Annotated in this window: 34 protein-coding genes and 2 pseudogenes; 9 read left to right on the forward strand and 27 right to left on the reverse strand. The window is 50.0% G+C overall.

Annotated elements, in window-relative coordinates; translation table 11 throughout:
* Positions 1–34 precede the first annotated feature (34 nt).
* From gpG to V4835_RS14590, 14 genes are all read right to left on the reverse strand, one after another.
* Entirely contained in the window at positions 35–466 is a 432-nt protein-coding gene (gene gpG / locus V4835_RS14525) for a phage tail assembly chaperone G (protein ID WP_032638505.1), read from the reverse strand.
* Positions 467–476: 10 nt separating this feature from the next.
* On the reverse strand, positions 477–1,220 hold the full coding sequence (locus tag V4835_RS14530; protein ID WP_331412572.1) for a phage tail protein: 744 nt from the start codon (positions 1,218–1,220) through the stop codon (positions 477–479).
* Between the two features lie 9 nt (positions 1,221–1,229).
* The gene (locus V4835_RS14535; RefSeq protein WP_331412574.1) at positions 1,230–1,631 is read right to left on the reverse strand and encodes a phage minor tail U family protein; all 402 of its coding nucleotides are present in this window, start codon (positions 1,629–1,631) and stop codon (positions 1,230–1,232) included.
* On the reverse strand, positions 1,628–2,206 hold the full coding sequence (locus tag V4835_RS14540) for a phage tail protein (protein WP_032623278.1): 579 nt from the start codon (positions 2,204–2,206) through the stop codon (positions 1,628–1,630). The genes V4835_RS14535 and V4835_RS14540 overlap by 4 nt, the downstream gene beginning before the upstream one ends.
* Before the next feature lie 9 nt (positions 2,207–2,215).
* Positions 2,216–2,458 carry a DNA breaking-rejoining protein gene (locus tag V4835_RS14545; protein ID WP_331414134.1) on the reverse strand — a complete coding sequence of 81 codons (243 nt, stop codon included), beginning with the start codon at positions 2,456–2,458 and terminating at the stop codon, positions 2,216–2,218.
* A 25-nt stretch (positions 2,459–2,483) separates the two neighbouring features.
* Positions 2,484–2,810 carry a DUF2190 family protein gene (locus V4835_RS14550; RefSeq protein WP_079231968.1) on the reverse strand — a complete coding sequence of 109 codons (327 nt, stop codon included), beginning with the start codon at positions 2,808–2,810 and terminating at the stop codon, positions 2,484–2,486.
* A gap of 82 nt (positions 2,811–2,892) precedes the next feature.
* The gene (locus V4835_RS14555) at positions 2,893–4,908 is read right to left on the reverse strand and encodes a ClpP-like prohead protease/major capsid protein fusion protein (RefSeq protein ID WP_020690717.1); all 2,016 of its coding nucleotides are present in this window, start codon (positions 4,906–4,908) and stop codon (positions 2,893–2,895) included.
* Entirely contained in the window at positions 4,853–6,352 is a 1,500-nt protein-coding gene (locus V4835_RS14560) for a phage portal protein (RefSeq protein ID WP_331412579.1), read from the reverse strand. The genes V4835_RS14555 and V4835_RS14560 overlap by 56 nt, the downstream gene beginning before the upstream one ends.
* The gene (locus tag V4835_RS14565; RefSeq protein WP_001704123.1) at positions 6,349–6,564 is read right to left on the reverse strand and encodes a hypothetical protein; all 216 of its coding nucleotides are present in this window, start codon (positions 6,562–6,564) and stop codon (positions 6,349–6,351) included. Before V4835_RS14565 ends, V4835_RS14560 begins: the two co-directional genes overlap by 4 nt.
* Positions 6,561–8,663, reverse strand: coding sequence for a phage terminase large subunit family protein (locus V4835_RS14570; protein ID WP_331412580.1), 2,103 nt, complete (start codon positions 8,661–8,663; stop codon positions 6,561–6,563). Before V4835_RS14570 ends, V4835_RS14565 begins: the two co-directional genes overlap by 4 nt.
* Positions 8,663–9,151: a DUF1441 family protein gene (locus tag V4835_RS14575; RefSeq protein WP_020884621.1), complete on the reverse strand. Its 489-nt coding sequence runs from the start codon at positions 9,149–9,151 to the stop codon at positions 8,663–8,665. The genes V4835_RS14570 and V4835_RS14575 overlap by 1 nt, the downstream gene beginning before the upstream one ends.
* 446 nt (positions 9,152–9,597) lie before the next feature.
* Positions 9,598–10,116 carry a hypothetical protein gene (locus V4835_RS14580; RefSeq protein ID WP_079231965.1) on the reverse strand — a complete coding sequence of 173 codons (519 nt, stop codon included), beginning with the start codon at positions 10,114–10,116 and terminating at the stop codon, positions 9,598–9,600.
* Entirely contained in the window at positions 10,113–10,649 is a 537-nt protein-coding gene (locus tag V4835_RS14585; RefSeq protein WP_079231964.1) for a lysozyme, read from the reverse strand. Before V4835_RS14585 ends, V4835_RS14580 begins: the two co-directional genes overlap by 4 nt.
* Entirely contained in the window at positions 10,649–10,951 is a 303-nt protein-coding gene (locus tag V4835_RS14590) for a hypothetical protein (RefSeq protein ID WP_052119548.1), read from the reverse strand. The genes V4835_RS14585 and V4835_RS14590 overlap by 1 nt, the downstream gene beginning before the upstream one ends.
* A 226-nt stretch (positions 10,952–11,177) precedes the next feature.
* Here V4835_RS14590 and V4835_RS14595 point away from each other — a divergent pair, with 226 nt between their 5' ends.
* Complete coding sequence (locus V4835_RS14595; RefSeq protein ID WP_198887363.1) at positions 11,178–12,461, forward strand: hypothetical protein; 1,284 nt, start codon at positions 11,178–11,180, stop codon at positions 12,459–12,461.
* 24 nt (positions 12,462–12,485) lie between these two features.
* Complete coding sequence (locus V4835_RS14600; protein WP_198887364.1) at positions 12,486–12,635, forward strand: hypothetical protein; 150 nt, start codon at positions 12,486–12,488, stop codon at positions 12,633–12,635.
* 31 nt (positions 12,636–12,666) lie between these two features.
* On the opposite strand, the gene V4835_RS14605 is transcribed toward V4835_RS14600, so the two are convergent.
* Positions 12,667–13,017: an antiterminator Q family protein gene (locus tag V4835_RS14605; RefSeq protein WP_331412581.1), complete on the reverse strand. Its 351-nt coding sequence runs from the start codon at positions 13,015–13,017 to the stop codon at positions 12,667–12,669.
* Positions 13,010–13,147: pseudogene (locus tag V4835_RS14610) on the reverse strand (RusA family crossover junction endodeoxyribonuclease); the annotation flags it as partial. The pseudogene V4835_RS14610 and the gene V4835_RS14605, both read right to left, overlap by 8 nt.
* A gap of 102 nt (positions 13,148–13,249) precedes the next feature.
* Here V4835_RS14610 and istA point away from each other — a divergent pair.
* The gene (gene istA / locus V4835_RS14615; protein ID WP_279750628.1) at positions 13,250–14,272 is read left to right on the forward strand and encodes an IS21-like element ISSen3 family transposase; all 1,023 of its coding nucleotides are present in this window, start codon (positions 13,250–13,252) and stop codon (positions 14,270–14,272) included.
* Positions 14,269–15,051 (forward strand): IS21-like element ISSen3 family helper ATPase IstB, encoded by a 783-nt coding sequence (gene istB / locus V4835_RS14620; RefSeq protein ID WP_001531258.1) that lies wholly within the window; start codon positions 14,269–14,271, stop codon positions 15,049–15,051. The genes istA and istB overlap by 4 nt, the downstream gene beginning before the upstream one ends.
* Positions 15,052–15,120: 69 nt before the next feature.
* Here the strand turns inward: istB and V4835_RS14625 are convergent.
* From V4835_RS14625 to V4835_RS14675, 11 genes and pseudogenes are all read right to left on the reverse strand, one after another.
* A pseudogene (locus V4835_RS14625) lies at positions 15,121–15,339 on the reverse strand (RusA family crossover junction endodeoxyribonuclease); the annotation flags it as partial.
* Positions 15,332–15,625 (reverse strand): Ref family recombination enhancement nuclease, encoded by a 294-nt coding sequence (locus tag V4835_RS14630; protein WP_331412583.1) that lies wholly within the window; start codon positions 15,623–15,625, stop codon positions 15,332–15,334. The gene V4835_RS14630 and the pseudogene V4835_RS14625, both read right to left, overlap by 8 nt.
* 144 nt (positions 15,626–15,769) lie before the next feature.
* A complete protein-coding gene (locus V4835_RS14635) occupies positions 15,770–15,988 on the reverse strand; it encodes a hypothetical protein (protein ID WP_331412584.1) in 219 nt (72 codons plus the stop codon).
* A 172-nt stretch (positions 15,989–16,160) separates the two neighbouring features.
* A complete protein-coding gene (locus tag V4835_RS14640; RefSeq protein WP_331412586.1) occupies positions 16,161–16,484 on the reverse strand; it encodes a hypothetical protein in 324 nt (107 codons plus the stop codon).
* A gap of 654 nt (positions 16,485–17,138) precedes the next feature.
* Entirely contained in the window at positions 17,139–18,047 is a 909-nt protein-coding gene (locus V4835_RS14645; protein ID WP_331412587.1) for a hypothetical protein, read from the reverse strand.
* Positions 18,047–19,042, reverse strand: coding sequence for a DGQHR domain-containing protein (locus V4835_RS14650; protein WP_331412588.1), 996 nt, complete (start codon positions 19,040–19,042; stop codon positions 18,047–18,049). Before V4835_RS14650 ends, V4835_RS14645 begins: the two co-directional genes overlap by 1 nt.
* A 496-nt stretch (positions 19,043–19,538) precedes the next feature.
* Entirely contained in the window at positions 19,539–20,195 is a 657-nt protein-coding gene (locus V4835_RS14655) for a DUF1627 domain-containing protein (RefSeq protein WP_331412589.1), read from the reverse strand.
* A 17-nt stretch (positions 20,196–20,212) separates the two neighbouring features.
* Entirely contained in the window at positions 20,213–20,953 is a 741-nt protein-coding gene (locus V4835_RS14660; RefSeq protein WP_331412590.1) for an ATP-binding protein, read from the reverse strand.
* Between the two features lie 2 nt (positions 20,954–20,955).
* A complete protein-coding gene (locus tag V4835_RS14665) occupies positions 20,956–21,873 on the reverse strand; it encodes a helix-turn-helix domain-containing protein (protein WP_331412592.1) in 918 nt (305 codons plus the stop codon).
* A 22-nt stretch (positions 21,874–21,895) separates the two neighbouring features.
* Positions 21,896–22,348 carry a hypothetical protein gene (locus tag V4835_RS14670; RefSeq protein WP_331412593.1) on the reverse strand — a complete coding sequence of 151 codons (453 nt, stop codon included), beginning with the start codon at positions 22,346–22,348 and terminating at the stop codon, positions 21,896–21,898.
* Positions 22,348–22,605 (reverse strand): transcriptional regulator, encoded by a 258-nt coding sequence (locus V4835_RS14675; RefSeq protein ID WP_023311189.1) that lies wholly within the window; start codon positions 22,603–22,605, stop codon positions 22,348–22,350. Before V4835_RS14675 ends, V4835_RS14670 begins: the two co-directional genes overlap by 1 nt.
* A gap of 94 nt (positions 22,606–22,699) precedes the next feature.
* Here V4835_RS14675 and V4835_RS14680 point away from each other — a divergent pair, with 94 nt between their 5' ends.
* From V4835_RS14680 to V4835_RS14705, 5 genes are all read left to right on the forward strand, one after another.
* Positions 22,700–23,095, forward strand: coding sequence for a hypothetical protein (locus V4835_RS14680; protein WP_331412596.1), 396 nt, complete (start codon positions 22,700–22,702; stop codon positions 23,093–23,095).
* Between the two features lie 265 nt (positions 23,096–23,360).
* Positions 23,361–23,597, forward strand: coding sequence for a hypothetical protein (locus V4835_RS14685; protein WP_331414172.1), 237 nt, complete (start codon positions 23,361–23,363; stop codon positions 23,595–23,597).
* Between the two features lie 616 nt (positions 23,598–24,213).
* Positions 24,214–24,486: a hypothetical protein gene (locus V4835_RS14695; RefSeq protein WP_331412599.1), complete on the forward strand. Its 273-nt coding sequence runs from the start codon at positions 24,214–24,216 to the stop codon at positions 24,484–24,486.
* A 222-nt stretch (positions 24,487–24,708) separates the two neighbouring features.
* Positions 24,709–26,613: an exodeoxyribonuclease VIII gene (locus tag V4835_RS14700; protein ID WP_331412600.1), complete on the forward strand. Its 1,905-nt coding sequence runs from the start codon at positions 24,709–24,711 to the stop codon at positions 26,611–26,613.
* Positions 26,600–26,839: a DUF4060 family protein gene (locus tag V4835_RS14705; protein ID WP_331412601.1), complete on the forward strand. Its 240-nt coding sequence runs from the start codon at positions 26,600–26,602 to the stop codon at positions 26,837–26,839. Before V4835_RS14700 ends, V4835_RS14705 begins: the two co-directional genes overlap by 14 nt.
* The last annotated feature ends 20 nt before the right edge of the window (positions 26,840–26,859 follow it).

Here is a 26,859-nt window from a genome sequence, read left to right on the forward strand (position 1 = left end):
CGCCCGAACTCGCGCGCCAGATTCAGGACAAACTTCAGCTCGCTGGCAAGGGCTTTTCCGCCGTAACGGGTTCAGCGCTTTCGGCCTCCGCAGAGGCATCCGGATCGGCAACGTTGTCATCCTCAACCGGAACGAGCATGCCGGAGAGCAGCTTTATTTCCATTTCTGCTTTACCGATCGCCTCTGGCGGCCAGCCGCTAAGCACCTGCTGATAAAGCGTTTCCACATCCGTGCCAGCCGGATCGTTATGCCACAAAGACATCGCGATCAAACGCGCACCGCAGCGAATATTTGAGCCTATCAGCCTGGCCGTCATTTCCTGATCGCTGATGCCGTCGCTGTCAGCGCTGACGGCCTTTTCCTCTGCGGCCATAAACGTGATGTACTCAATACGCTGCAGCGCCGACAGCTCGAAGATGGTCAGGGATTCTGTTTGCCAGGTGAACTTCTCTTTTTTCAGAAACATGCGTCCTTCCTTACGCTGCAGTTACGGTAACTTTGCAGACCGCAACTAAATTACCGTCGCTGGTCATAACAATAACGTCAGCGGTGCCTGCCGCCACGCCGGTGACGGTGATCGCGTTGCCGCTAACGGTGACCGTTGCTTTTGCCCCGTCGGAGGTTGCCACGCGGAACGAGGTATCTGAGGCACTGGCAGGGTTAACCGCCACATTGAGCGTTGTGGTTGCGCCGACGACCACGCTTGCCGTGGCTTTATCGAGCGTAACGCCGGTCACGGGGATATTCGGGGTCCCGCTTTCTTCTGCCAGTTCCGGCTTGCCGGTATTGGTGATTTTCGCTGTACGGGTAATGACCTCTTTTGCCGGAATGGCTTTACCCAGGCTGCTGCACCAGCCGCGGAAAACGTCGACGGTACCGTTCGGGTATTTAATTTTGTAATAGCGTACTGAGCCATCAATAAACCATGCGACAAGGTCTTTTTGCCCTTCTTCGCCCGGCTTCCAGGCGAGGGTGAACGAGGTATCGCCAGCAGATTTTGCCCCCTGGGCCGTCGCGTTCCAGTCGGCATCCTCGTCGTCGAGGTAAGTGTCGTCATACGATTCGGCGGTCATTTCGCCCGGCGTCAGCTCTTTAATTTTCGCCAGGCGGTTCCAGTCGATATCCGAGAGTGGGTTAGCGAAAGCGTTGCCCGTTCCGGTGTAAAGCCAGAGGGTGGTACCGGCACCTTTCACGGGGGCCAGCGGGTTTGGAGTAGGCATAAGTACCTCTTAAATTGAATAGATGATTAAGTACGTGAAATCGACTGAACCCCAGGTGGCCATTTCATCATCCCGCTGATAGTCATAACCCTGCGGGGTGAACGTCTCGACCAGTTCGGTCAGACCCGGGATGAAGGCCATTGCCGGATACACTTTCTCTTCCATCCAGGAATCAAGCGCGCTGTCGGGGCTGGAGGCTTTAAGAAATACCTCGATGTGAACAACCGCCTGCCACGAATCTTCGTCAAGCGAATCGCCGGTGTACTCCGCGTCAGAAAGGTATACAGCCACGGCAGGGAGATCCTGCTCTTCAAGAAAAACAGGGCGCCCGTCAAACCAGGTGACCGTGTCGGTGATCTCGGCTTTCAGTTTTGCCAGAATGGCTGCTCGAATTGCGCTGTGTCTGTTCATCGCTTCAGGTGGATCCTCAGTTGGTTTTTCAGTGCTGCGGAAAGTTCTTTGGGCATATCGCTTTCAATAAGGCGCTTTGAAATAGCGGTGAAGGCCACGGTGAGCGGTGTCTCAAGAGGAACTTTGACCACATCAATCGGATAACGGGCCTGACCTACGCGCCGCATGACCTGCCAGCGCCCGTTCGAAAGCTGTTGGATAAAAGCGTTACGAAAGGTATAGGGCCCGATTTTTAGGACGCTGCCCGCTCCGTTTCTGGCCCCTTTTTTACGCGAGAGCCGGACGCGCGCCGTGCCGAGCTTTATCGCAGGAAGATTACCGCGGTTGATTTTTATCGACGCGACCGGGCGATCGTGACGGGCCTTGCGCAGACGGGAACGCTGGCGGACCAGACGAACCGGAAGCCCCTTTTTCCGGTTATCATCAACTGTTGCTTCTTTCGCTACAGCTTTGCTCCCCTGGCTTATCGTTCTGCTGGCCACCCGGTTAAGTGCTTTTGCGGTTGCCTCAGGAACGATTAACCGGCTGAGGCTGTTCAGGTTCTGAATAGCCCTTTCCAGTCCTTTCACAGACATAGCGCCCCCTCATTCGAGATGGATGCGGGGTTTTCCGTTGAACATGTCATAGCGGGTAACGGTCAGGTTCTTACCGTCGTAATCGACATTGTCGTTTCGGCGTGGCTGGTAAAGCTCAGAGAAAACCACCAGCGAAGTACCCGTTCCCGACAATGGCCCCATTTCCTCGAGCTGCTCGGCGGGAACAACGTCATAGCTGCTGCCATTTATGATCGCTGTCTTTCCCATCTTTTTTATGGTGGCCGCGTCCATGCGCGCCGCCATCCGGTCAAAGGGGTTAGGCATTGATCTTAACTTCAACAACGGTGGTGTTTGCCCCTGCATCTTCCCAGGCGATGCCCGCGGCAACGGCGTCCGTTTCTTCGATCGTGATTTTGCCGCCCTTCAGATACACCTGCACCCCGGCAGTAACCGCATCTGCGGAAACTTTTGGCAGGAGGAAAACCCCCTCAGTAAAACCGTCCCCGGTATCGCCAGCCGGGATATCGGTAATTGCCACCGCGATAAGTTTTCCAACAACAACCGGGTCGCCGCTGTGAACATCGGTTGCACCACCGTTTACCAGAGGGATCGTCTTCCCGTCCTGCGCATAGTTCTTAGCCATAATTTCTCCATTCAGTCCCTTGCGGGGCTGGTTTCAGGTATAAAAAAAGCCCTTACGGGCGTCTGTTTGTCAGGACTGTTTTTTACTGACCAGTGGATTTGGTCATGCCGCGATAGTCCAGCGGTGCAACACCGGCATCAATGCGCACTTTCGTGGCGATACCATCAGTGGTGAAGCCCTCCTGCTGATCGATGTACGGCGTGTCGACGCCGTTGAGATAAGCGACTTCAATAGTGTCGGTGCCCTTCGCGGCAGCCAGATACCAGGCTTTCGCATCAGCTTCATCCAGGCGTGGTTCGGCAATGACCTCTGCAAAGTTCTGGATAGGGTTAACGATCCCGGCATTGATGTCTGCACCTTTAACACTGGCCGACTTGATAGTCTGATTTGCCAGAGTTTCCAGGGCGACGGGCACCAGCATGTAGGCCGGACGGATATTCAGGGTTCGCTCCCCCTCCTTCTGCAGACGCATCAGCTTGCGCGATTCGTCCAGGCTGGCCACAGAAATTGCGCCCGCGCTCAGGTTCTTGTGATCGGCATGGAACAGCGCCTTTCCGTCTGAGAGTTTCGGGTTTTTAGTCAAAATGGCGTAAACCAGATCGCCAATCGTTGCTTTCGCCGCGCGCCCCATCTTCATCGGTACGTCGGTAAGCTGGTTCAGATCGTCGTTGATGATCGCCTGGCGGGTTACTGAGAAGATTTCACCATACGTGGCAAGCGCGATGGTTTCGCCTTTGTCACTGGTAGTGATGTACTTGTACTCAGCCCCTTCGCGAACTTTTCGCAGAGAAGGGAAACCACCCATACCGACACGATGCGCCGTTTTGAAGTCCGACAGCTGGCCTTTTTTGGTCCACTGCTCGAAGGTTTCCTGCGCCTCGTCCCAGCCCTGAATCAGCGCTTTGTTCGCAACATCAAGCAGAATGTTGCCAAAGTCAGAGGTGCTGTGGGTCAGCGCCAGGCCAACCATCTGCATCGGGTTGTAGCTGGCCACGCCGATACCTTTTTCAGTCAGGGCCATACGCGCATACTCGCGCAGCGTCATACCGTTATAGACGTTATCCCGCTCCTGACCTTCGAACCCGGCACGCGCCATCAGTGCCTGGCGAATACCATCCGCGACGAAGTTACCATTGCCCGCATGAATATGCGGCTGGGTGGTTTTATTGGACGGCGTGGCCGTTTTACCGAGTTCTGCCAGCAGCAAATCTTTCGCCTTATCGACGGAACAATCAGGGTCGGCCACACACTGATTCTGCAGTTCCATGTGCTTATTGCCGAACATGGCAAAGAGATCGCCGATAGCGTTAACACGGGCTTTCTGCTCAGCCAACACCTGCGCGCGGATCGCATTTTCATCCGGTGCCGGGTCAGTTTTTGCCTGCGGTGCCTGAGGCTGGGTAATAACCGGGTCACGCTGGGTAGTGTTGCGCGGCGGGGTGATCATGTTGCGAATGCTTTTTGGCATTTTTTCAAATTCCTCAATACGTTTTGAATGAATACAGGCCATAGCCTGAAGGGATGGTGTCACCTGGTCGGCAAAACCCAGTTCAAGGCACTCGCTGCCGTTCATCCAGGTTTCGTCCTCCAGCATTGCCGCAATTTCTTCGGTGGATTTTCCGGTTTTCTGCGCATAAGCCGGGATAAGAACGGATTCAACTTTGTCGAGCAGATCCGCATAGTCGCGCATATCGCTCGCGTCACCACCAGCAAACCCCCAGGGCTTATGGATCATCATCATCGTGTTTTCAGGCATGATGACCGGATTGCCTACCATCGCAATCACCGAGGCCATGGAGGCCGCCAGACCGTCGATATGCACGGTAATCGCCGCGCCGTGGTGCTTCAGCGCGTTATAAATAGCAATACCGTCGAAGACATCACCACCGGGCGAGTTGATATAAAGGTTGATGTGGGTGACGTCCCCAAGTGCCCGGAGATCATTGACGAACTGTTTCGCCGTTACGCCCCAGTACCCGATTTCGTCATAAATAAAAATGTCGGCCTCGCTGTTATTGCTGGCCTGCATGCGGAACCACGAATTACTTTTTGCGCTGGCTTTCGGACGGTGGCGCGCCCGGTTCTTTGGCTTCGGCACTGGTGCCTCCTTTATCATTGGCGGGGTCGGTGTCAAACACCAGGCCCTGTTCACGGTTCTCGTCAACCTCCGCTTTACGGCGTGACTTAACATCATCCGGGTTGCGACCGCTGGCACGTATCCAGTCGGATTCAGTAGCAGCACCGCCGCGGATCTGCGTTTTCCAGGCATTCGCTTCTTTAACGGGATCAATCCACGGCATAACGGGCCCCGAATAAACCGCGTTATAAAGCGAGTCCATATCGATGCCTCTCGGCAGCTTGATTTCTCCGGCAGCAATAGCCATCTTCAGCCAGGCCCGGTACATGGGCCGGGTCACTGAACCGATGAACCAGTCCTGAAGAATCAGATATCCGTCGGTTGACTCGACAAGCTCCTGCCGCTGGGCACTGTACGTTCCGTTGTAGTTTCTGGATGTGCTGGAAAAGCTGAGGCGACTGCCGGCGGACACGGCACGCAGCTGTCCGTTACGAAACGACTCGAGGTTAGGGTTCGGGCGATCGGATTTAATCATCCCGATTTCTTCCCCGGCCTGCAGTTCGTCATAGAGCATACCGGGCTGGATCATCAGCTCGCGGTCATCGCTGCCGGAATCAGAATCGAAGCTCTGTCCGTCGCCTTTTTTGATATACATGCCGAGTGCCGCAGCAATTCTGGCAGCGGTAAGCTCCGAGTCCTCGTACTCTTTCAGCGCGCTCAGACGCATCAGAACACCTGACAATAGAGACGTTCCGCGGGTCTGGTGCAGGCGTCGTGTGAATTTGAGATGAAGCATGTTTTCTGCATCTATCTCTTTGGTATCGAACTGACGCCCGGATACTGGCAGGCTTTTATAGACCTGATATTTTTTCGGGCGCCCCCAGTTATCGACAAAAACGCCCTGATTGAGCTGGGTGGCGGCATCGCTGTTCATCGGCACGAAGTCCGGCTCCAGCGCTTCCAGCCAGAACGGCACGCCAGCAACCGGCTGAAGACCATTTCCGGTACCGCGAACCAGCTGAGCAAATACCTCACCGTCCCGGAGCCACGTTCGCAGCATCATCCGCTCCAGCATGGGGCGGGTAAACTGGGTTGTAACATCGGGTCTTACGGACCATTCGCCCCACTTTCTGCGGATATCAGTGGCCAGCTTTTTAGCTATCTTCCCGTTAGTCAGCATCGGATGCGGTTCAACTATGATGCCCTTCGCACCCACCACCCTTTCTTCCAGCTTGTCGAAAACGCCAATCACCAGATCGTGGTTGTTGTCCAGCCAGCGCGCCTGCTGCCTCAGTGAAACCGCCCCCATCTGGCTGAGCTGATCGGCTGAACGATTTTCCTTCTGGGCTTTGTGGGTACGCGTTTGCTTTACCGCCTCATACGCCTTAATAACCGCGCGGGCACGCAGGCGTGAGGCTTTCCAGCCTGGTGAAAACAGGCCTATCGCATCATCTAAAAAACTCATCCAAACCTCGCCAGCCTGTAGCCGGGTCGCCCGCGGCGTTTGTTATTGAGCGTAGCCAGTCGTCGCTCCCATTCCTGACGGCCTTTTCTGATTTCCGACAGGTTTTCGAGCGTCATCTGCTGCCCGTTGAAAGTGATTGATTTCCCCTCCAGAACAGACAGCTCGGCTGCAGCGTAGCGGTCGATCATGTTTTGAATATCTGCTGGATTCACACCCAACCTCCTGACGAAGACCACGGATTAGCCTGCTCGGTTACGGGCTTCTCACGTTTTGCTTTTGATTTAGATTTCGGCGCAGGCGGCGGGGATGGCATTTCGCCAGTTTCCGTCTGCGTGTCCTCGATCCACGTTTCCCGCCGTGCCCACTCAGGAGCTGACGGCCATTTGATTTTTTCGTAACCACTAAGGATGGCGAGCGCGTCGGCATAAACGAGCAGGTCAAATGCTTCGTTTGCGCCCCGGCCGGGCTTACTCCATTTCCCTTCATTCGAGCGTTCCTCATACGTCAGTTCGTCATAGAACCAGCTGCCCAGCCAGGCGGGGAAATGCACATAGCCAGGGCCGGGTGAATCACGCCACAGCGCATTATTCACCCGGTCTTTAAGGGCATCGGTCTGGAGAAGATAAAGAGGCACATCACCCGTCGCCTGTGCGCGGCGCGTTGATCTGCCCGTGTTGTCGGGAAACGTTCGCTGGATAAGTTTGCTGCGCCTGACGCTGTCCCCCTTGAAGAGATAGATACGCTTACCCAGCCCCTCACGGCGACATCTGCGCCAGAATTTGTAGGCATTATCCGTCACGCCATCTTCACCCCCTGAGTCCACGGCCATCGACATCAGCCGCATGCCCTTTGAAGGGTCAGCTGCGAGTGGCCACGTTTTATCAAAGACGTCGGTGAGTAAAAGATCCCAGTCCTCCGGATAGCTCGCCGGATCCACCTGAATGCTTTCCCCGTTGCCGTCGCAGCGCAGCGAATGCCGGATGTTGTAACGGTCAACTATCCAGCGCTCCCCCATACTTCCATAACCCGTAATCTGCACAACAAAGCGCCGGTTGCGCCCGGCCTGCACGTCCACGGTCGCAGTGAGAAACTGCACGCCATCGGGTACCGAACGTTTTGGGACTTCTTCGGCACGCTGCTCGAGCAATTCACTTTTACGCTGCTCCATGCTGGCCCGCGGCAAATAGGGCCTGCCGAAATCGGTGTTGATCACCGTCTTCAGGGTTTCTTCGCTGCGCGTGGATTCATATTCCTGCTCGGCGGTCAGGAACTTATAAATAAGCTGCGCCCAGGTCTGGTAAGCAGCTGCCGGACCTTCCATCCAGAAGGAGGCAATACGGGAACGACGGCCATCACCGCTAACCTGGCCTTTACTGTCGATGGTTTGCCCGTCCCGGAGCCAGACACATTTCATGTTCAGCGCACGCTTCATGTCCGGTGTGATCCTGCCTTTACAGGCAGGGCACTGAAGAAACGCCGCTTCGCTGGCAAGCACAGGATCGCTGCTGTCGCGGTATCCGGTCATATTGTCCATTTCCGGCTGGAAATATTCGCCGCAATGCGGACATGGCCAGTAAAGACGACGGCGGTCACCACGGTTATAGAGCGATAAAATTCCGGTGGTCGGAGGGGCTTCATGGGGCGTGGAGCGCCGCCATTTTGTGTCTCTGATATCCCTCCCGGGTGAGCTCTCAACCAGCGTCATCCCGGAGGACATGAATGTCGTGGTTCGTTTCGATGCCAGTGAAAAAGCATCCCCCTCCCCGTCGATATCTTCCGGAAAGCGGTCATAATCCGTCAGCGCCACACTCTTATAGTCCGAGGACGACATGATATTGACGGATGGCCAGCCCAGCTTCAGATAGTTACCGGCGCGGAATGTACGGTCGTAGACGTTGTTATCGTTACGTCTTGGGCTTAGCCGGGTTTTAACTTCAGGGCTACAGCGAAAAGTACGGTCCAGGCGTTTTTTGGAATGCTCGCGGGCTTTTTCCTCAGAAACCTGAATCACAAGCATATCTGCCGGATCGCAGACAACGTTATAAACAATCCAGCCGTCAATCAGCCCGATGGTTTTACCCGTTCGCGCCGGGCCCACAAACACCACCGCATCGTATTCACGCGATGCCAGGCAGTTCATCGGCTCAATCACATAGGGTGCCAGATCCGGATCCCATGGAACTGAGTTTCCCGCCCCCATTGGCACGCGCATATAAGTACTGACCGCATCGGCCACCGGCATACGACGCGGGGCTCGTAAAATACCGGAAACATCGCGGCGGATGTCCCTGGCGGATGCCCGCTTTGCCATCAGTCCTCCTCAGGCTCTTCCTCCTCTTTTTCAGCGTCCTGCACCCTCTCCGCCATCTGGTCGCGCAGATCATCGATAACGCTTTGCACACGAACTACCGCAGCAGGCGTTAAAGCACAGTCGCGCTCGAGCACATCCGGGAGGGTTTCAAGTACCATGACGACGGCTTTCGCCATCAATGAGAATTCTCGCGCCACTTCATCTGCAGGTATTAACTGACCCGTATCCTGTTCGAACTTCAGCCTCTCGTTCTCTGCTTTCCAGTGGGACAGCCTGTCAGAGGGGGGCATATCATCGATATTGGCCGAAACGGTAGGGATCATCAGTTCTGTCAGAATGTCAGTCACCAGATAAAGCTTTAATTTGCTGTTGCTGCCAGGCGCAGGTTCGACATTTTTCAGCCTCGCGGCAACCGTCTGACGGTGTACGCCGGTTATCCCTGCCAGCTGATTGATATTGAGTTTTAAAGTGGCAATTTCCTGGTCCATGATGGTGAACACTTTTTGAACGATTCGACATCTTGCGAAAATGGCCTCTAATTAAATCAAAGACCTGCGCACATGATGATGATGACCCTGGATCCGAAAAACTAGCCGTTTCCCGCGAGCGCGCCGCCCCGTGGCAGGCCACCCCACCGGGAGGACCCATAAAAAGGCCTAAGTAAATTCTTAATTCTTTCCGCTTACGCTTGCTGATCTCTGGCTGGATGCCAAGATATTCAAGACTCTGATGCGGAGAATGCCAACTCCAGGGAAACATCCATAAAAAGAGCAAATGAAACTGAGACTCTGGTAGCCCTCTTCGTGAGGGCATTTTTTTACAATGCTGCGCTTCGCTTGTTAAATATCGAGTCTTTTCTACAATTTAATGGTGCTTTGCTATGTCAGGTGAAGCCGTCGTTCAGCAATACCCGTGTGCTCAAGGACGAGCCATCCTAGTTTTTTCTTTCTATCTCTAACTGCCTTATGCCAGCGAAGTGATTGTTACCCTTCTCGATGACGGCCAGCAGCGGTTTAATCCACAAAACAGCCTGGCAATACGTCATTGAGCGGGCGGCAGCGGTACTATCATCGGCTGCGTCAGTTCCGTCGGTATCGGCGTGCATTGCGCTGGAACGTAAACGGTACGCGTATTCGAGCAGCCCACCAGCAATGTCAGTAGGAACAGGCAGATCACAGGTTTTTTCACGGTGGAGAATCTCCCGGTATTCGATTACGGTATCTTCGGTGCTGGTGTCGATCAGGGAATTAAGCCTGTTGGCATGTTCTGCAACCTGATTGAATCGATTGAAGTTGAATGCTTGGGTGGCGATCACCTGTCCCTGCAAAGAGTTGTCACTTCGCAGAATGTCGTTATCGCTCTGAAGGCTACTGGCGTCGGAGCAACTCTTAACGAGAGCGACCGAAAGGCCAGCAATAACGACAACGCCGATAAGTCCCGGATTAATTTTCATTGGTCGAGCCCCCAGCACGTCAACGCACTTTCCTGTTCGCGCCGCTCAACCTGCCCATAACAGCCATTCTTTTGGCCTTTAGTCAGGCGGCAATCACGTCCACCGTCCTTAATCCACCAGCGGATTGCTTCGCATGCCCCTTTATGGTCCCCTGCATTGATCCGCTTATAGAAGGTCGAAGGGAAACATTTACCGGGCCCAATGTTGTAAGGGCAGAAAGATGCGATCCCGGCTTTCTGTGGTTCGGTAAGCGGTACCGTAATATTGCGGTCAACCCACGCCAGAGCCTTATCCCGTTCGATGGCATTTACCTGGTGGCATTTCCCCTGCGTCAGCTTCATGCCCTCCACAACCGGTTTACCATCAACCATCGTTGCGCCGCGGCAAATAGTCCAGATACCACCGCCATCTTTGTAGGCCGTGAGGCTGTTACCCTCTTTTTCATTCAGAAACTGATCGAGAATGACGGATGCTGGCGCACCAGCGAGTACCAGCCCCAAGACAGCAGCACTCAATTTTGCTCTGGTTCCCATCAGTCACCTTCCTTTTGTAATGCCTCGACAACCACGCTTGCCGCAGCCGGACGTTCGTGAAGAGGTTTGTCACCAACGCCTTTCAGGTAGTCATTGACCATTTTTGTTCGCTTCTCATCCTCTTTACGCCTGCGGTGTGCATCTACACGCCCGTTAATGTAGGAGGCAAGCGAGATAAGCAAACCAGCAGCGCCAAAGAACATGAACACAAGATCCTGAGTGGTAAATCCAATGGCAGAAGCCAGAGCTGCTACCCACGCGAAGAACTGCGTGAAGATATTCCCTGAATCATTCATTTTCATTGTCTCTCACCTCGCTGTGTGCGGGTGCTATGTGGCGGAAATAAAAAAAGGCCGCCAGTTGGCAGCCTTAAAAATGACAAAGCCTACCAATTTTGGCAGGCTTTCGATGATTTAGTGGTGTGTAGTGAATGCCACAATTAACAGCTTACAAAAGTTTTTGCGTACGCGTTAATTTTTTTGTATTTTCATAAATACACAGCTAGTAACCCCTAAGTAGAATAAAAAAATGACTGCAGAAATAGCCGTTTTCAATAAGACCGCTGTAGCCTTAGCAGCAGATTCAGCTGTAACGATTTCAGGCGGTGGTAAACATAAAATTTATAATGGTGCAGAAAAACTTTTCGCTTTGACTAAACATCATCCAGTAGGATTGATGGTGTATGGAAGCGGCGACCTATGTACTGCCCCATGGGAGCTTGTCATCAAGGCATACAGGAAAGAATTAGGTTCTAAATGCTTTGACACACTTGAGGAGTACGCTGAGGATTTCTTCAGTTACCTGCAGTCTGCAGAAGCTGTAATTACATCCGGTATGCGTGATGCGCACCTCTATCACTTCTTAAGTGAAACTGTTTTTGGAATGCTGGTTGATGCTTTCTCCGAAGATCTCGATCCTGCTTATCTAGTAAACTTCGATGAACTTCAATTTGTGACAGATTTCACAAATTACTGCGGACAGTTGCTGACAAGATTGGAAGAAGTTGATTATTTGGATGGATTTAGTTCAGATGACGAACAAACAGCACTTAAATACACCTTAGCAGTCTCACAGCGTATTATTAGCCAAAAATTTAATGATTTCGCTCCCGCATCCATAACACCACAACTTACCAAAGTGGTTAGTGACGTATTAGCGGCCATGATTTGTAAGCAAAGTGATATAGGTTCTATCTCAGGGATTGTAATCGCTGGCTATGGTGATAAAGACTATTATCCCAAGGTTCTATCCTATGAGGTATGTGGTTTCTTTAACAACAAAATCAGGAAGACCACAAACGCTGATAAGTGTTGCATAACTCCAAACTGCGGTGTCACCCCCTTTGCTCAAGAAGATGAGGTTTCTGCTTTTATGCAGGGGGCAAGCTCCCATCTCATACAAAACCTTCATAATGAGTATCAGAGTTCGATCATTAATCTGCTGGATGGTATAGATACAGTAATCACAGATATGGTTCCTGCGACAGATCTCGAAGGAGCCAAAGAGGCTATAGTTAACGTAGTTCGTGGGACAGTCGCCGAGTGTAAAGCCCGTATAGATAGCTTTGTACGCGAAAACTATGTTGACAAAGTTGTTAATATGATCGAGTTTTTACCAAAGCAAGATCTTGCCTACATGGCTGAATCATTAGTTAATTTAACTGCTTTCAAGCGCAAGGTCTCCGACGACACCGAAACAGTAGGCGGCCCAATAGACGTTGCGATTATTTCTAAAGCAGATGGTTTTATCTGGGTAAAAAGAAAGCACTACTTTGCAAAAGAACTGAACCATCACTACTTTTCGCGGTCATAGAGACAAATGGATAAGGGGAAAAAAATGTCACTTAAGCAAGCTTATGAAAGAACACAGCCTAAAAGCGTTAACGATTTTTTCCATGTAAACGCTTCAGGGAAAACCAAGCGTAATGCTACAGGCAACTCTAACTTTTTCACCAAATTATACAAAGAGTTACCAGCGCAAGCATAAGGTTAAAAAAAGCCACCACGGTGGCTTTTTTTTATCCTACTATAACGATACTCATAACACCTTCCACAAAACCCAGCGCTGTTTGTAGTTCTTTCCTTATTGTTCCATCAGAACACTTTCTTTTTTTAGCAATAGCTCGCAGCGAGATACCAATCACGAAGTGAGCTATGATCAGCTCATATTCTTCTGGCTTGTGCTGCTTGAGACGTGCGACACAACCATCAATCATGATCCCTTCATCATCATCACATTGCAGGCGCGATTTCTTACCGTGCTGCAGTAGACCTTTAAAACCAGCAGCGATAGGCTGCCAGTCGACTCCACTGCTATCAGATGCAGCCCAGGCTCCCCAGCGGTCCATAACCTCGTACATGTCAGGCATTTTTCTCTCCAATGTCTTCGATAAGTATCATTCCGATCTCGCCCCATACTTTTGATGTCCGGGCGTCCCAAATGTGGGAGTCATCCTCAAACAAGGCGTCCAACAGAGATTTTGTTAAGTTGTCCAGATCGGGCTTTTGCTGGTGGTGTCACCAACGGTGCAAAACTGATCCACCCCAGCGGTTGAAAATTGATCCAGGGGTTAATCTGCTCCTCTGAATACAGGGGAGCTTATGATCACTTTTGAGATTCGTATGGAAATTAAAGTCCTGCACAAGCGGGGAATGAGTATCCGGGCCATTGCCAGGGAGCTGGGTATTTCGCGCAATACTGTCCGCAGCCACCTGAAAGCTAAATCTGAAAAGCCGCAGTATTCACCACGCCCGGCACCATCATCACTGCTCGATGAATACCGTGATTACATCTCTAAGCGGATCAGCGATGCGCATCCCTACAAAATTCCGGCGACCGTTATTGCCAGGGAAATCATGGAGCTGGGCTATCGTGGAGGGCTTACTATCCTGAGAGAGTTCATCCGCAAACAGACCCTGCCAGCACAGGCAGAACCGGTCGTTCGCTTCGAAACCGAGCCCGGACGGCAGATGCAGGTTGACTGGGGGACCATGCGAAACGGCAAGTCACCCCTGCATGTGTTCGTTGCTGTTCTGGGATACAGCAGAATGCTTTACATCGAGTTCGCCGACAACATGCGCTACGACACGCTGGAAGCCTGTCACCGCAATGCGTTCAGCTTCTTCGGCGGTGTACCGCAGGAAGTCCTGTACGACAATATGAAAACGGTGGTGCTGCAGCGTGATGCTTACCAGACCGGGCAGCACCGGTTCCATCCTTCCCTGTGGCAGTTCGGTAAAGAGATGGGCTTCTCTCCCCGCCTGTGCCGTCCCTTCAGGGCGCAGACTAAAGGCAAGGTGGAGCGGATGGTGCAGTACACCCGAAACAGCTTCTATATCCCGTTAATGACGCGCCTGCGCCCGATGGGGATCACCCTCGATGTTGAAACCGCAAACCGTTACGGCCTGCGCTGGCTGTACGATGTGGCCAATCAACGTAAGCATGAAACTATCCAGACCCGCCCCTGTGATCGCTGGGTGGAGGAACAGCAATCCATGCTGGCACTGCCACCGGAGAAGAAACAGTATGACGTGCAGGTTGATGAAAGCCTGATGACCTTCGACAGGCAGCCGTTGCATCATCCACTCTCCATCTATGACACGTTCTGCAGAGGAGCCGCATGATGGTCGAACTGCAACATCAACGGCTGATGGTACTTGCTGAACAGCTGCAGCTGGACAGTCTTATCGGCGCAGCGCCGGCGCTGTCGCAACAGGCGGTGGATCAGGAATGGAGCTACATGGACTTCCTGGAGCACCTGTTACATGAGGAGAAACTGGCCCGGCATCAGCGTAAACAGGCGATGTACACGCGGATGGCAGCCTTCCCGGCGGTGAAGACGTTCGAGGAGTACGACTTCACCTTCGCCACCGGCGCTCCTCAGAAGCAAATCCAGTCGCTGCGATCCCTGAGCTTCATAGAGCGTAACGAAAACATCGTGTTGCTGGGGCCATCGGGCGTGGGAAAAACACATCTGGCGATAGCTATGGGCTACGAAGCAGTACGGGCGGGCATCAAGGTTCGCTTCACAACAGCAGCGGACCTGCTGCTACAGCTGTCCACTTCACAGCGTCAGGGCCGTTACAAAACGACTCTCAATCGTGGTGTCATGGCCCCGAAGCTGCTTATCATCGATGAAATAGGCTATCTGCCGTTCAGTCAGGAGGAAGCCAAGCTGTTCTTCCAGGTCATCGCCAAACGTTACGAGAAGAGCGCGATGATCCTGACCTCCAACCTGCCGTTCGGGCAGTGGGACCAGACGTTCGCAGGTGATGCGGCCCTGACATCGGCGATGCTGGATCGGATCTTACATCACTCACACGTAGTCCAGATAAAAGGAGAGAGCTATCGACTGAAGCAGAAACGAAAGGCCGGGGTTATAGCGGAAGCTAATCCTGAGTAAACAAGGTGGATCAATATTAAACCGTTGGTGGTGACGGTTAGTGGATCACTTTTTACCCGTTGTTGACAGGTGGGGCTGGCCGTCCATAGACGCGCGCTTTTTCATGCTCCAACTCTGCGGCATCGGCAAAACGAAGGTGATATGGGCGCTGTTCTCCGGCACTTGAATTCCATGCAGCCTGGCTTCATCGCAGAACATGCGATAGCGCATCACCGGCGGGCGCTGCTTCCACTTATCAGCGCGGGTCATGCGGGGTTTTCCGACAGGAGTGATGATGTATTTAGGCATAGCACACTCCCAGCTCTAACTGAACCTTCTCCAGCAGCTGCAGCTCGGTACCGAAGTTTTTCTCCCATTGCTTACGGCCAGCATGAATCGCCACACCATAACCGCCGTTGCGATGATGCATATGGCACAGGGGAATTGATTTTCGATGGTCAGCGCGCTGGCTTGTGCCCTGCCCGGCTCTGATGTGGTGGATTTCCGCAGGCGTTTCGCCCAGGTTCTGATTTCTGCACACGATGCAGCCCAGTGCGGCCACACGCGAAAGATGGAGGCTCTCTGCTTTCTTCATGCTGGACCACCAGCACAAGCAGAAACACCGCACTTAAATGTGCGATGAAAGATGTTTGGGGTAATGCTCTGCGCCATTTTGATTCCTCAGGTTGGCGCAGTAATCAGTGGGTGTTCAGCCCGTTTGATTATTATAAATCAACACTTACGGCTTGAGAACCTTAAGGTCATCTCGCAGGGAGTTTAGGTTTACAACCCGGTCTTCATCACCCAGACCCTGGGATGAAAGCCTATCACCTTCCCGACGAATCAGTGTGTGCAAGGCATTACTGATCACTAAATAATCGGTGATTTCACCATCGCTAAGACATAAAACAAGCAGTCCGTCTTTGGTGAGACCAGCTGCAAATTCATTCAATTTCATGGGCACATCCCTTAAATGGATTTCCCCTTGCGGGGGCGGTCCTTTTCTCCCTGCGAGCTGATTTCATTAAGGGTTCCGCTAACCAGACGTCTAATAGGTTAGAAAGAGCAATTCCGTTTAATTGTTCTGTCTAACCGATCGGCAATCAAACACAGGGATCAGACCAGGCTTCCTAAATAACCGGTAAATTATCAGTCTCTGAAACACGGTTTAGAAGGAATGTGGCAACCCCGATTACCTTCGCATCGTCCTGTGAATCACCTTCAATGGCCTCCCCCTCCTGTGTGATGAGTGCTTTTCCCTGAACTGTCACAAAGTCCATTTTTCCGCAGAACGAAATTAAGACCGAGTTAACCATAGAAGGTTTTTTGGCAACGTTAACGATCGCGTAACCAGTCGACGTTTCGCTTGTGTGGCAATTACCGTCATAGCCACAGATGCTGGTAATGCTAAGTGCCTGCTCTGTGTAATTTGCTGCTGGTGATGGAAAACCCATAAATTCTACTCCTCACACAATAACTGTACATACATACAGTACACTGATGGATAAGTTTGATCAACGTCATAACCGCACGAAATGCCAAATAGAAAAACTAACTGTTTAAAAAGAACTCAGACCGGGAGGTTCATGTATCATGCGAGATATTATAGAGTTAAGTCGATACGTAAAGCTGGATTAATATGACGTTTAGCTGGATGCTCACCGTCGATGGAGCGCAAGGTATGTGATTTCTTCACCCCAGAGCCGACAGAGAAATGTTCATAGGCTCCACTACTTCCTGAGCAAGCTGGATCTTTTCTGCGTCCAGTTAAATGCTTGGTAAGCTTTCTTACTGCAAAAAGGGAACGAAGGGGCTTGACTGAAGCACAAAATGCCCTGAGCATGGTTTCATCAAATCCTAAATTAAAAAGTGAGAAATAGTTATATATTCCATCAGAATAAAAAGTGAGGCGAATTCATTGCTCACTAAACCACCTCTAAATTAACTAAGTAGATGAATAAGCCCGTTAAAAAATATACACTCAAAACACTTACTCAGCACCTTCCGCCTTAAAGATATATCATATATATTCTTTGGTGATATGATTAAAGCTGAGTAATATTTCATTTTAAAGTGTATTTGATATCATTCATATACACATTGCATTACTAACTAACATCAGCCAGTATATTATCATAAGCTTTGGTTGTCGCCTCATAAAGTATCTTATAGAAACATGCGATTGAAGTTGCATTACTCATATCATCGGTCTTAGTTTTAGCCGATGCCAACCAATCTTCCGCATTTAATTGATTGTTTATAATTTTCATGAAATCACTCCCTATAGTCTGGCCTTTATCATGAAATAATAAAGGATCAGTATAATTCCATTTATTTCTGGTATCACTTAAATTAAGCCATTTATTTCCTTTATTATTATACCTTGAGCTCTTTATTATCTCTCTCATTGTCTTTAACTCATTCCAATTTTTATTTTTATAAGCAAGATTCAAAATTGTACTCTCAATTTGAAACCATGCGTATGCATGTGGTTTTTCATTATTAGAGCTCAAGGAGATAATATTATTTTTCTCATCCACCTCACCAAGAAAACCTCGCTGAGATGAAATTGTGCCGTCATTTTTTCTTGAACGCCTGTTTAGCTCATCAATTTGGTCTTTATCAAAGTTGATATTTATTTTGTTAAAAATCCTACCAATGTCAATCGCGCAAAAAAAAGCACAATAATATGCGGTAACAAGTGGCCAAACCGGATTGCAGTTTGGATTACCATTAATTAATTGGGAAAGATTTTCATTTTGTTTAGTACGCCTGTAATGACCCATAGCATAATCATAAAGCAATGCTTCATATACCGACTTACCAGTGGTGTCATTTATATATATCTTTTCAGAACTTATATTAACTTCAAGGGCTTGATCTCTGATAAGAGTCATTTTTAAACCATCATTGATAGATGGCGATTTAGTATTTATTCCATCTACATCAGCTTTTTTTAAAAGAAAAACCAAACGTTTTTCAATCTCACTAGCAATGAGTGCAGTCACTTTACCCATTAGAAAAGATCCCTCTTGGAAATTTTAAGTTTCACTTCAATATCCAATAGAGCTGAAACATCTTTTTCTAAAGCTGTAATCGCTTGGTCGTTAGTACCAGAATGCAATTCATAGTTGATTTTCTGAAGCACATTAAACAAGGATGTAAAGGTTTCTTTTTTATAATTCGAGCCAACTGTCATTGCTACAGAACATGCCTGTTCAAAAACTCTGAATATAGCTTGAAAGAAGGTTGCTTGGAATAACTTGTCTTGATTCCCAACTTCAACAAGATTCTCTTTAACACCATATAAATAATTTTTAATAAGCACGAGTTTATCATCATATGGCAAATCTTTTAGAGGCGAAATTTGCAGCACCCTATCTAATGCAGTCTGGAAAGGAACATGAGTAATATACCCTCTGCCTTTTTGTGAAGCACTCAATCTTCCTAAAAGAGGGGAGTCTGGATGGTCACTCAAATCTTCAAATAATTTCAATCTAATACCTTCAAGCGACCCCTCTTCCACAAGATATTTTGTTAATTCAATCCTTAATGTTTTAGGAACGCCTTTTTGATTAGAGTTAATATCTATAAAATATTCGATTTCCTCTTGACGATTTAAACCTGACAGGATACATACAGGAATTCTAGTTTTATTGTCATTCTCATATGCCATATAACTACCATAAAGCCTATGTTGACCATCAATAACCATGAACAGCCCAGCAGAACCTTCGATAATTAATCTTTGGTTTTTTTCATCATAGCTTATATCATCATCTTTTTGACAGGATAAAATTAATGCCCCTGGGATAACCTTTCCATCTTTGAGATATTTTGCTATTTTACTGGCTCGAGCCGTGTCCAGCGTCCTTTGAAATCCCTGCTCAGTTTTTTCATTGACACGAGAGATTTTACATGTACTCATTAATTCATTTGTAGTTAATGAGGTTAAAAAGAATTTAATATTTCCTTTAGAAAGATCAATAGCTGTGGTTACAATTTTGCTCATACTGCCCCCTTTTGCATATGATTGCTGTAGTCAACTCATTTCATTATCATATCTCATTACTACATTCAGTATCTACTAACTCAACACATTTAAAGATGAATTTGACATAAGTAATATTTCAAAGCGTCAGAAGGGATGAGTTAGCATTACTGGATGACTGTAACCATATGCTGTTGTACGTTGCAAGTGGGACATTACGCTCACACCTTTTGGTGTGATTCCCACCTGACCATAATCCAGTGCGATAATTCTATTGAACATCCACGTTTACTTCTCTTAAGTTATCCTTTTTAAACCAAAACAAGACTTTCTCAACACACTTTCGCCATTGTATTCAAGTGCAATTAGAGATTTAGCTTCACCACCAGGGGAAAGAAAAATTAGCCCACAAACCAAGACACCTGTATAGCAACGAATTTTGGCCCCCCTCAAATTCATACCGCGACTTTGGACGGTTTTGAATGAAAACTGTCCGCAGTCAGGGCATTTTGCTAATTCACATGTTGCTCAACTCCGCCAATAGATGTTTGTGGCGGCGCAGTTCCCGAACGGCCCCCTGCAGACGCTGCAGGTTTGACAGCTTCGCTTTCGTGCGGCGGATTTCAGTCGAGATATAACGCGATGACGGAATAATCAGATCATCCGGACGGCTGGCGAAAGCCGGGATATCTCCAATAATTTCTTCCAGCGTTTTGCTCTCCTGAGCCGGTGTAGACTCGGCTTCCGCTGCTGCCGGCTCCTGCTGCTCTGGCTGTATTGCCGGTTCACCCGTCAGGCTCCAGGTGATGTTTTTACCGTCCACATGGCGCAGAACCAGACCGTCCTTGCACATTGCACCTAACGAGGCATTCAGGGCTCGCGAACCTTTACCCAGCTTTTCTGCGACCTGATTAGCGCTCATAGCTCCCTGCCCCCGCATTGCTGCCAATACCCTCTCTACCAGCGGCGATGTCTGCTTGGGTCTGATACGCTTCGGCTTATGCTCCTTCGCGGTACCGACCGACCATGATCCATCGAAGAAATCGCACAACCCCTCTTCCTTCTGCTCGCGAAGCATTTTCAGTGCCTCTACGGGCTCGATATCCAGGCGGGCTGCTACATCAAGGTAGGTTGCTTTACCCATTGCTTTCAGTGCGTCGATTACTGATTCCATAATTTTCTCCTCAAAATTTACTTAACAGGTCTCAGGTGGCTAACGTTTCCGCGATAGCTCTCCCAGTCAAAGTTCACCCAAATGCCGTTATCCATGCGCAGGCGGTCAATAACCCTTTCACCCAGGGTTTCTACCAGCGCGTCGTAATTCAGGTTGGTCAGAACGCCAACCGGGCGCATTGCGGCCAGGCGGCGATCGATAATCTGGTTCAACAAAACTTTCTCGCCGCGACTGTCGCGCTGAATGCCTACTTCGTCGAGTACCAGCAAATCCACTTTGCAGAGGTCATCCAGCAGCGCGGCTTCAGAACGCCCTTCGTCATAACAGGCCCTGGCGCGCAGGGTCAGGTCCGGCACGGTCACAATCAGAACCGTTCGCCCCTGTTTCAGCAGATAATTTCCGATCGCCGCTGAGAGGTGGTTTTTCCCCGTGCCGGGCTTTCCGGTGAAAACGAAGCTCGCAAAGCCAGTTCCAAAATTTTGCGCATAACTCTTTGCCATACTCAGGGCATGGCGCTGTCCATCGCCGTTCACCGTGTAATTCGCGAAACTGCAGCTGCGGTGCAGGTTCTGGATCCCGGATCGCCCGAAAATTTTCTCTGCTCGTGCCTGCTGGTTGAGTTTGTCCACTTCAGCCGCACGTTTCTGCCCTTCCTCACGCTGCCAGTCCATCAGTTCTGCGGCGTTCTTGAATTTGGGTTCTACGCCTTGCGTAATTAGGCGGCGAAGGCGATCGAGAATGGAACCTGCGTTTTGCATGCTTACCCCCTGAATCCTAGCGGAACGGTGTTATCTGGACGGGGGATCTGATTGATATCCCGTCCACCAGCCTGGTAATGCCCTGTGCCCGGTGCCGACAGGCGAATAATCAGGTCATCCCATTTTTCGCGGAGTTTGGCCGGGCATTTCACCTGGCGAACCCAAAACGTATCGCTCTGAACTCGCTTGAACATTTCACAAATTTGCTTGTGGCTACGGCCGTCAAGGGTGCGCATCAGACGAACGTCATTCGCCCAGACCGTCCAGTTCGGCTCTTTCGGACGAACGATCTCGCCGTCAAAGGTTGCGGCCTCCTCGTAGAGTTTCAGCACGCGCTTCCAGATCCATTGCGCACAGGTCAAATCTTCCTGGCTACCCCACTGGCGTTTCGCAGGGCTACAAACCACTGCTTCCGGGTGACGATTTAAAAATTCTGCTTTTGAAATCTTCCCGTCGGACTGCGAAGCATCCGGACGAGAATTATTTTCTGGTTCTTTGACTGGTTCAGAAGAGTGACTGATTCTGGGTGAATCTCCTTCACTATCCCCTGGTGAACGTGCTGCACCATCTGGTGAATTTCCTGCACCAGCCCCTGGTGAATTTGCTTCACCATCCTGGTGAATCTCCTGCACTACCCTCGCACTGGTATTTGCACCGCTCAGGGTTAGTCGGTAGAAATTGCTGCCATTGCCTTTCGGCCCCGATCTAGTCTCTTTTCGCATCAGTCCAGACTCGCAAAGCGCGGCAACATGATTCATGACGGAACGACGGCTGATCTCACACTGATCAGCGATATGCTGATAGCTCGGCCAGCATTCGCCCTGGTCACTTGCGTTATCGGCCAGCTTAAGCAGGACCAGCTTACGAAGCGGGTTTCCTACCTTGACCTTCATCGCCTGAACCATCAGTTCCATGCTCATAGAACACCTCGATACAGCTGAACTAGGCTACGTTTGAACAAGTTGAAACCAGCTTCACTTTGACGCCGACCATCTGCGCCAGCGCGTCGATAGCTTCCAGGGTCTCGCGGCGGATTACCGGTTGCGGTTTGCCGGTGAACACCGCATTGGTGGCTTCGATACACTCTTTGTTAACCCTTGCCGCCCGGTAGTGCATGCAGTCCTTCTTCGCCAGTTCGTTATCAATGGCGGTACGGATGGCATAGCTCAGGGCTTCAGCCTGTTTCAGGTAGTTAGGTGTATCGTTGCGGAATGCACGCTGAATAATCTGCTTGTTGTTGTGCAGCCGGCGCGCGTACTCGTCCGGATCCGAAACGTCATCCAGTGACTGAAGCAGATCGCCAAAGTGATGCGGGGTTATCAGCTGCGTGACTGTCTTCCAGCCCTTTTCCTGCGCCCAGGACTCCAGCTCACATGCCAACTTTTTGATTTCCATTAGTCAGTATCCTCCTGAGCTGTTGTGTTATTTTTTGGCTTGTAATCAGGCCAAATTTCAGCCCAATCGCTTGGCCGCATGTCAGAACGAGAAACCTTTCCATCGGTAAAGGTTTCGATAACGATGCATCGACTCGGCGAAATAGCAGCCCGCCCCGTTGCAAGTTGGGAGAGGTAAGATTTCGATATCCCAAGGTGTTGCTCCAGCGCCTTGCGGATCTTTGGCCCACCGGCTTTCAAAAAGTCATTGAGTTGCATAATTGCTCCTGTGTGTTGAATTGTAAGTTTATAAACCACTAAACATTAATGTCAAGTTTTTGCTTGTTTAGAAATTACTAATCAAAATGACTGCATGGACACAAAAGAAATCAGGCGTAAGCGCCTAGCGGCATGGTTTTCCAGCAGAACCCTGCCGGAGAAAGAGAAGAGCTACCTTTCACAGCTGATCAACGGCAAAGCGTCGTTCGGCGAGAGAGCTGCGCGCCGTATTGAACGAGATTACGGCATGGCTCCTGGTTATCTTGATGAAGAACCTATGGGTGAAGAGTTAAGATCCCCTCGCCCATTTGACGCGCGCCATGAAGAACTGCTAGACCTTTTCGACAGCCTTGCTGAATGGGAAAAGGAGCAGCACATGGTAAACCTCAGGGCGCAAGTTAACTCCATAGACAATGAGCTCAAGGCAAGGCTTAAAGGCAAGAGTAAACAAGAAATCCTTCAGATGCTCAAAGACCTCGAAATAGACTAACTCCCCTAAAGACTGCTTGTTGCGGTCTTTTTTTTCTCCAAATTCAACCACATCAAATTTTTCACGCCTTTTTGTTTACCATTAACTTTACATGTTGGTTTAATTGTATATAAACTTAGACCAACAAAACACGCAGTAATCAGTAAACGTTCCGCCTACCCGGCGATAAGGGTGAAAAAAAGCGAACAGGCAGGATGCCCACGAAGTAGCTGCCCGGAAAATATGAAGACTGGGATGATTCGCCAGTGTGAAGTGGAGAACACCAATGGATAAGAAGTTAGAAGCGCTTTTCGAAAAGATTGCGCGTCTGGAGCTGGCAGCCAAACGAGGGTTGCAGAACAACGAAGAGATTAAGCCTCATTTAACACAAGGCCAAGTTATCTCCGTCGAATACTGCAACGGAACGCTGAAAAGTTGCGCTCTATTTCGCAAATGGATCAACGAGTATTTCGGATCATCTGAATCGACTGCTGCTCAGACATGCCGTGATTCTGAACAATGACATCGAGCTCTTCACACTCCGTTTCATTGTAAAAAGTTTCACCGCCAAGACTGTGGAGATTACCGGATATTACGTGTCCCTTCTCGACGTCATAACCACCGAGCAGTTCGGCGACCGTGAATTCTCCGATTGGGTCACGGATAACGATGTAACCAATGCGGTGCTCATGATGTACGACGACTCCGCGCATGCAAGTTTCCTTCTGGCTGTGTGAGAGCAACCAGAATACCACCGAGCCTGAAGTGGTGAAAAGACAGGCGCACAACATGGAAGCACATTCCACCCTTTCACTAATGGGGATTGGTTTGTTAGCTGGCGGAGTGTGCTTCCAGTTGTGGGCAATCGAAATTGTAGATGGCTGTTAATAACCTTAATAGGGGATTCATTATGACAGACTTTAATCGTCAACCATCACGGCAACAGGCAGTCCGCCTTAACTGGTTTGAAATAAAACTGCGAAAACTTTGTTATTTGCTTGCTCAAAAAGGCAACCCTGAACTCTGAAGGCTAATAGCGTCAATAAAACGCAATAACCTAACTGTCATTTAATTATACACAATTAAAAACCATGCCTTAAACGGCAGGGATTCTCTCAACCTAAAACAAGGTGTCTGAAATGAAATTAGAAGTAACAACCATCGAAATGGGTCTGGCAATAGTAAACAAAGAAATTGCGACATTTAATATTAACGGGATTATTTCTGGCGTGGTTCATTTACCATCCTCTGGCCCTGTAACCGTTGTGCTTGATGGTGGCTATGTGCTGGGCGAGTTTCATTGCCCGGTTTGCGCTGTTAAGCACATTAGCTTGCTGTCTGTGAAGTTCGCCGAAGCACAGAACGCCTGCGGCATGTCCTATTACTATCACAAACGCCAACTACTTAACTGATATGGATGACATCATTTGTCATTGCGCTGTTTGCTGCCGCGAATATAAAAAATCGGAAATGCACGAAAGGAAAACAGACATATACCCCTTTAAGCGCACGATTTATTTATGCGAACAATGCAATGAAAAAAGAGAAAAACGTGACGTTTTAAGAAAGATAAAACGCAGCATCCGGAAGCCATTTCATTCAACATCATTTTTCAAATATTAAACGAGGTCATTATGTCTGTTGAGTTAAAAGTATTTGGTGGGGCTTATTTCCCAAAAGATAAAGCATTAAAAAAACACCCAGATTTAAAACCGCTTGCAACCGCAGTTAATGCGGCCACAAAAGCCATCGCCGAGGCCGTTATTTTCGGCAAGCTGGCGGCTGAGTACCCTGAACATATTGATGATTATTTTAAAGTGAAAATCTGGGAGCACCGTGATGGTTTGCCGTGCCCTGAACTTGATGTTTTCTCACCTGAGTTTTTCAATACCGTGGCTATCTGGAATGTGAATGCAGGTGAACCAGCTGCGGCGCCACAGCCTGAATCTGAAGAAAAGACGGAATGGGACGACAACAAGGCACAGGAAGAAATTAAAATCGTTGCGCAGCTCGACCAGGCATCCCGGGCAGCTTGTCTGGCACTGTTCGGCCCGGTCCCTGGAATCACTTCAGCGCAGTACGGCCAGATCGTCGATCTGAAGAATGATGATGAACCCAGCTTTGCCCGCGAGCTGGCCGAAGCACTATCCAAAGAAACACGATCGCTGGCCCTGGCACCGGAACGGCAGGAGCAATTACTCGCCTGGGTACGTGAGAACACAAAAGACTCTGCACAGTGGCCGGACATTAAAAAGCAGATCGCCAAATGGATCGATACGCCGATTGAAAAGCGACCTCAGGCTGTTAGCACTACAACCGAAGAAAACCGCACGGACACTGGCTCCACTTTGGGCGGAGGAAACAAGACAGACCGCAGCCCGGATCTGGCACACAACCTGTCTACGCTCAAGATAGAGGTTGCTGTTGCGATTCTGGGCATGTACGACGAGATCGACATTTACGGGATCCCGAATAGATTATTTATTCCGGCGAAAGCCATGGCCGAAGCAGAACAGGACCCCCGCTTTACTGCATGGTGGAAAAAACTGCGCGGTACCCCCGGCATTCTGGATTATTCCCGCGCAGCCATCATCGCCTTGATTAAATCAGCTCCGGAAGAACTCTGGTTAGATCCTGTCGCATTGCGTGAGTACATCAATCGCGAGTTGGTTGAATGTGACCACGCGCACCCAGATCAGAAAACGGTTGATACAGCTTGCCGCCCAAAATCTCGTGCCAACCCTGAGGGAAACGAACATGATGAAGCCAAACCGCCTGTACTTGGCGAAACTCAGCCACCAGCAGTTTGTCCTGCCAAAGCTGCGCAGCTCGACAAAGAACTCAATGAGGCATTCGCTCAGAGCTCCGCGCCAGTGCAGCAGCCCACGGACCAGCCGAAGGTGGAGAACCTGGGCGGAGGCGTCTTCTCTGTCGATGCACTGATAAATACCCCCCCCTCAAATGAAGTCAAAAAACAGCAAGTACCACCAGCACCAGGCGAACGCGAAATTTCAATTTTGCATGCACTGAATGACCTGATTTCTGGCCGCACCGACATCATGGGGAAAGAAGAGGCAGAGGGAGTGGTGGCATGCACCGGCCAGTTCGTTTCCGATGTTATCCCGCTACTGATGGAAGATATCACCGCCACAGAATTTTGCTTGTCTCCTGATTTCACCGACGAGGAGATCCACGACGTGGCCACCAACATGCTGGATAGCTGGTCCGATGAAATTAGCGTTCGTCAGAAAATCGTTCTTGATGCGATCGTGGAATACCGACGACCGAAACCACCAAAATCTGTCGTGCTCGATCCGCCGGCAGTTACTGCAAAGCCGAAAGCAGAGTCCGAACCAGCACCTGAAACAAACGCTCCGCTTTCTTCTGTTACCTACCTGCAGCAGCTGACCATTGCAGCGCTGCAGGGCTTATGTTCCAACCCGGCATATTGCATTCAGTATGAGGAATTACCGGCTATGGCCGCCGGGCTTGCACACAGCGTTATCAACCATCAGGAAGGCTCCTGTGCGTCTGATTAACCGTAGCAAGGGAGACAGCATCGGCGGGCCAGCATGCGCCGCCGCGCTCAAATGCCATTTTGAGAAATATGGCGAGCATGGCCGCAGTGACAAACAGACTTTTTACACCATCAAGATCCAAGGGAGAAAAATTACGGTCGAGGTTATTAACAGGCCACGCAGCTATGTGGCCACGGCAATGACCAGGGCCAGACATCTGCAATGCCTCCCTGGGCTTGGTCGGTGATTTTTGACAATCAATATACT

The organism is Enterobacter cloacae complex sp. CARB60 (assembly GCF_036487345.1).
GTDB lineage: Bacteria > Pseudomonadota > Gammaproteobacteria > Enterobacterales > Enterobacteriaceae > Enterobacter > Enterobacter asburiae_D.

Excerpts from the sequence above, each read along its gene's own strand:
- V4835_RS14645 (WP_331412587.1), bottom strand. The coding sequence starts at position 18,047 with ATGGGTAAAGTGACTGCACTCATTGCTAGTGAGATTGAAAAACGTTTG.
- V4835_RS14595 (WP_198887363.1), top strand. The coding sequence starts at position 11,178 with ATGACTGCAGAAATAGCCGTTTTCAATAAGACCGCTGTAGCCTTAGCA.
- V4835_RS14580 (WP_079231965.1), bottom strand. The coding sequence starts at position 10,116 with ATGAAAATTAATCCGGGACTTATCGGCGTTGTCGTTATTGCTGGCCTT.
- V4835_RS14590 (WP_052119548.1), bottom strand. The coding sequence starts at position 10,951 with ATGAAAATGAATGATTCAGGGAATATCTTCACGCAGTTCTTCGCGTGG.
- V4835_RS14670 (WP_331412593.1), bottom strand. The coding sequence starts at position 22,348 with ATGGAAATCAAAAAGTTGGCATGTGAGCTGGAGTCCTGGGCGCAGGAA.
- V4835_RS14530 (WP_331412572.1), bottom strand. The coding sequence starts at position 1,220 with ATGCCTACTCCAAACCCGCTGGCCCCCGTGAAAGGTGCCGGTACCACC.
- V4835_RS14535 (WP_331412574.1), bottom strand. The coding sequence starts at position 1,631 with ATGAACAGACACAGCGCAATTCGAGCAGCCATTCTGGCAAAACTGAAA.
- V4835_RS14570 (WP_331412580.1), bottom strand. The coding sequence starts at position 8,663 with ATGGCAAAGCGGGCATCCGCCAGGGACATCCGCCGCGATGTTTCCGGT.
- V4835_RS14545 (WP_331414134.1), bottom strand. The coding sequence starts at position 2,458 with ATGGACGCGGCCACCATAAAAAAGATGGGAAAGACAGCGATCATAAAT.
- V4835_RS14680 (WP_331412596.1), top strand. The coding sequence starts at position 22,700 with ATGGACACAAAAGAAATCAGGCGTAAGCGCCTAGCGGCATGGTTTTCC.
- V4835_RS14540 (WP_032623278.1), bottom strand. The coding sequence starts at position 2,206 with ATGTCTGTGAAAGGACTGGAAAGGGCTATTCAGAACCTGAACAGCCTC.
- V4835_RS14605 (WP_331412581.1), bottom strand. The coding sequence starts at position 13,017 with ATGCCTGACATGTACGAGGTTATGGACCGCTGGGGAGCCTGGGCTGCA.
- V4835_RS14665 (WP_331412592.1), bottom strand. The coding sequence starts at position 21,873 with ATGAGCATGGAACTGATGGTTCAGGCGATGAAGGTCAAGGTAGGAAAC.
- V4835_RS14630 (WP_331412583.1), bottom strand. The coding sequence starts at position 15,625 with ATGAAGAAAGCAGAGAGCCTCCATCTTTCGCGTGTGGCCGCACTGGGC.
- V4835_RS14660 (WP_331412590.1), bottom strand. The coding sequence starts at position 20,953 with ATGCAAAACGCAGGTTCCATTCTCGATCGCCTTCGCCGCCTAATTACG.
- V4835_RS14575 (WP_020884621.1), bottom strand. The coding sequence starts at position 9,151 with ATGGACCAGGAAATTGCCACTTTAAAACTCAATATCAATCAGCTGGCA.
- V4835_RS14695 (WP_331412599.1), top strand. The coding sequence starts at position 24,214 with ATGAAATTAGAAGTAACAACCATCGAAATGGGTCTGGCAATAGTAAAC.
- istA (WP_279750628.1), top strand. The coding sequence starts at position 13,250 with ATGATCACTTTTGAGATTCGTATGGAAATTAAAGTCCTGCACAAGCGG.
- V4835_RS14550 (WP_079231968.1), bottom strand. The coding sequence starts at position 2,810 with ATGGCTAAGAACTATGCGCAGGACGGGAAGACGATCCCTCTGGTAAAC.
- istB (WP_001531258.1), top strand. The coding sequence starts at position 14,269 with ATGATGGTCGAACTGCAACATCAACGGCTGATGGTACTTGCTGAACAG.
- V4835_RS14585 (WP_079231964.1), bottom strand. The coding sequence starts at position 10,649 with ATGGGAACCAGAGCAAAATTGAGTGCTGCTGTCTTGGGGCTGGTACTC.
- gpG (WP_032638505.1), bottom strand. The coding sequence starts at position 466 with ATGTTTCTGAAAAAAGAGAAGTTCACCTGGCAAACAGAATCCCTGACC.
- V4835_RS14635 (WP_331412584.1), bottom strand. The coding sequence starts at position 15,988 with ATGAAATTGAATGAATTTGCAGCTGGTCTCACCAAAGACGGACTGCTT.
- V4835_RS14685 (WP_331414172.1), top strand. The coding sequence starts at position 23,361 with ATGGATAAGAAGTTAGAAGCGCTTTTCGAAAAGATTGCGCGTCTGGAG.
- V4835_RS14655 (WP_331412589.1), bottom strand. The coding sequence starts at position 20,195 with ATGGAATCAGTAATCGACGCACTGAAAGCAATGGGTAAAGCAACCTAC.
- V4835_RS14700 (WP_331412600.1), top strand. The coding sequence starts at position 24,709 with ATGTCTGTTGAGTTAAAAGTATTTGGTGGGGCTTATTTCCCAAAAGAT.
- V4835_RS14560 (WP_331412579.1), bottom strand. The coding sequence starts at position 6,352 with ATGAGTTTTTTAGATGATGCGATAGGCCTGTTTTCACCAGGCTGGAAA.
- V4835_RS14640 (WP_331412586.1), bottom strand. The coding sequence starts at position 16,484 with ATGGGTTTTCCATCACCAGCAGCAAATTACACAGAGCAGGCACTTAGC.
- V4835_RS14600 (WP_198887364.1), top strand. The coding sequence starts at position 12,486 with ATGTCACTTAAGCAAGCTTATGAAAGAACACAGCCTAAAAGCGTTAAC.
- V4835_RS14650 (WP_331412588.1), bottom strand. The coding sequence starts at position 19,042 with ATGAGCAAAATTGTAACCACAGCTATTGATCTTTCTAAAGGAAATATT.
- V4835_RS14675 (WP_023311189.1), bottom strand. The coding sequence starts at position 22,605 with ATGCAACTCAATGACTTTTTGAAAGCCGGTGGGCCAAAGATCCGCAAG.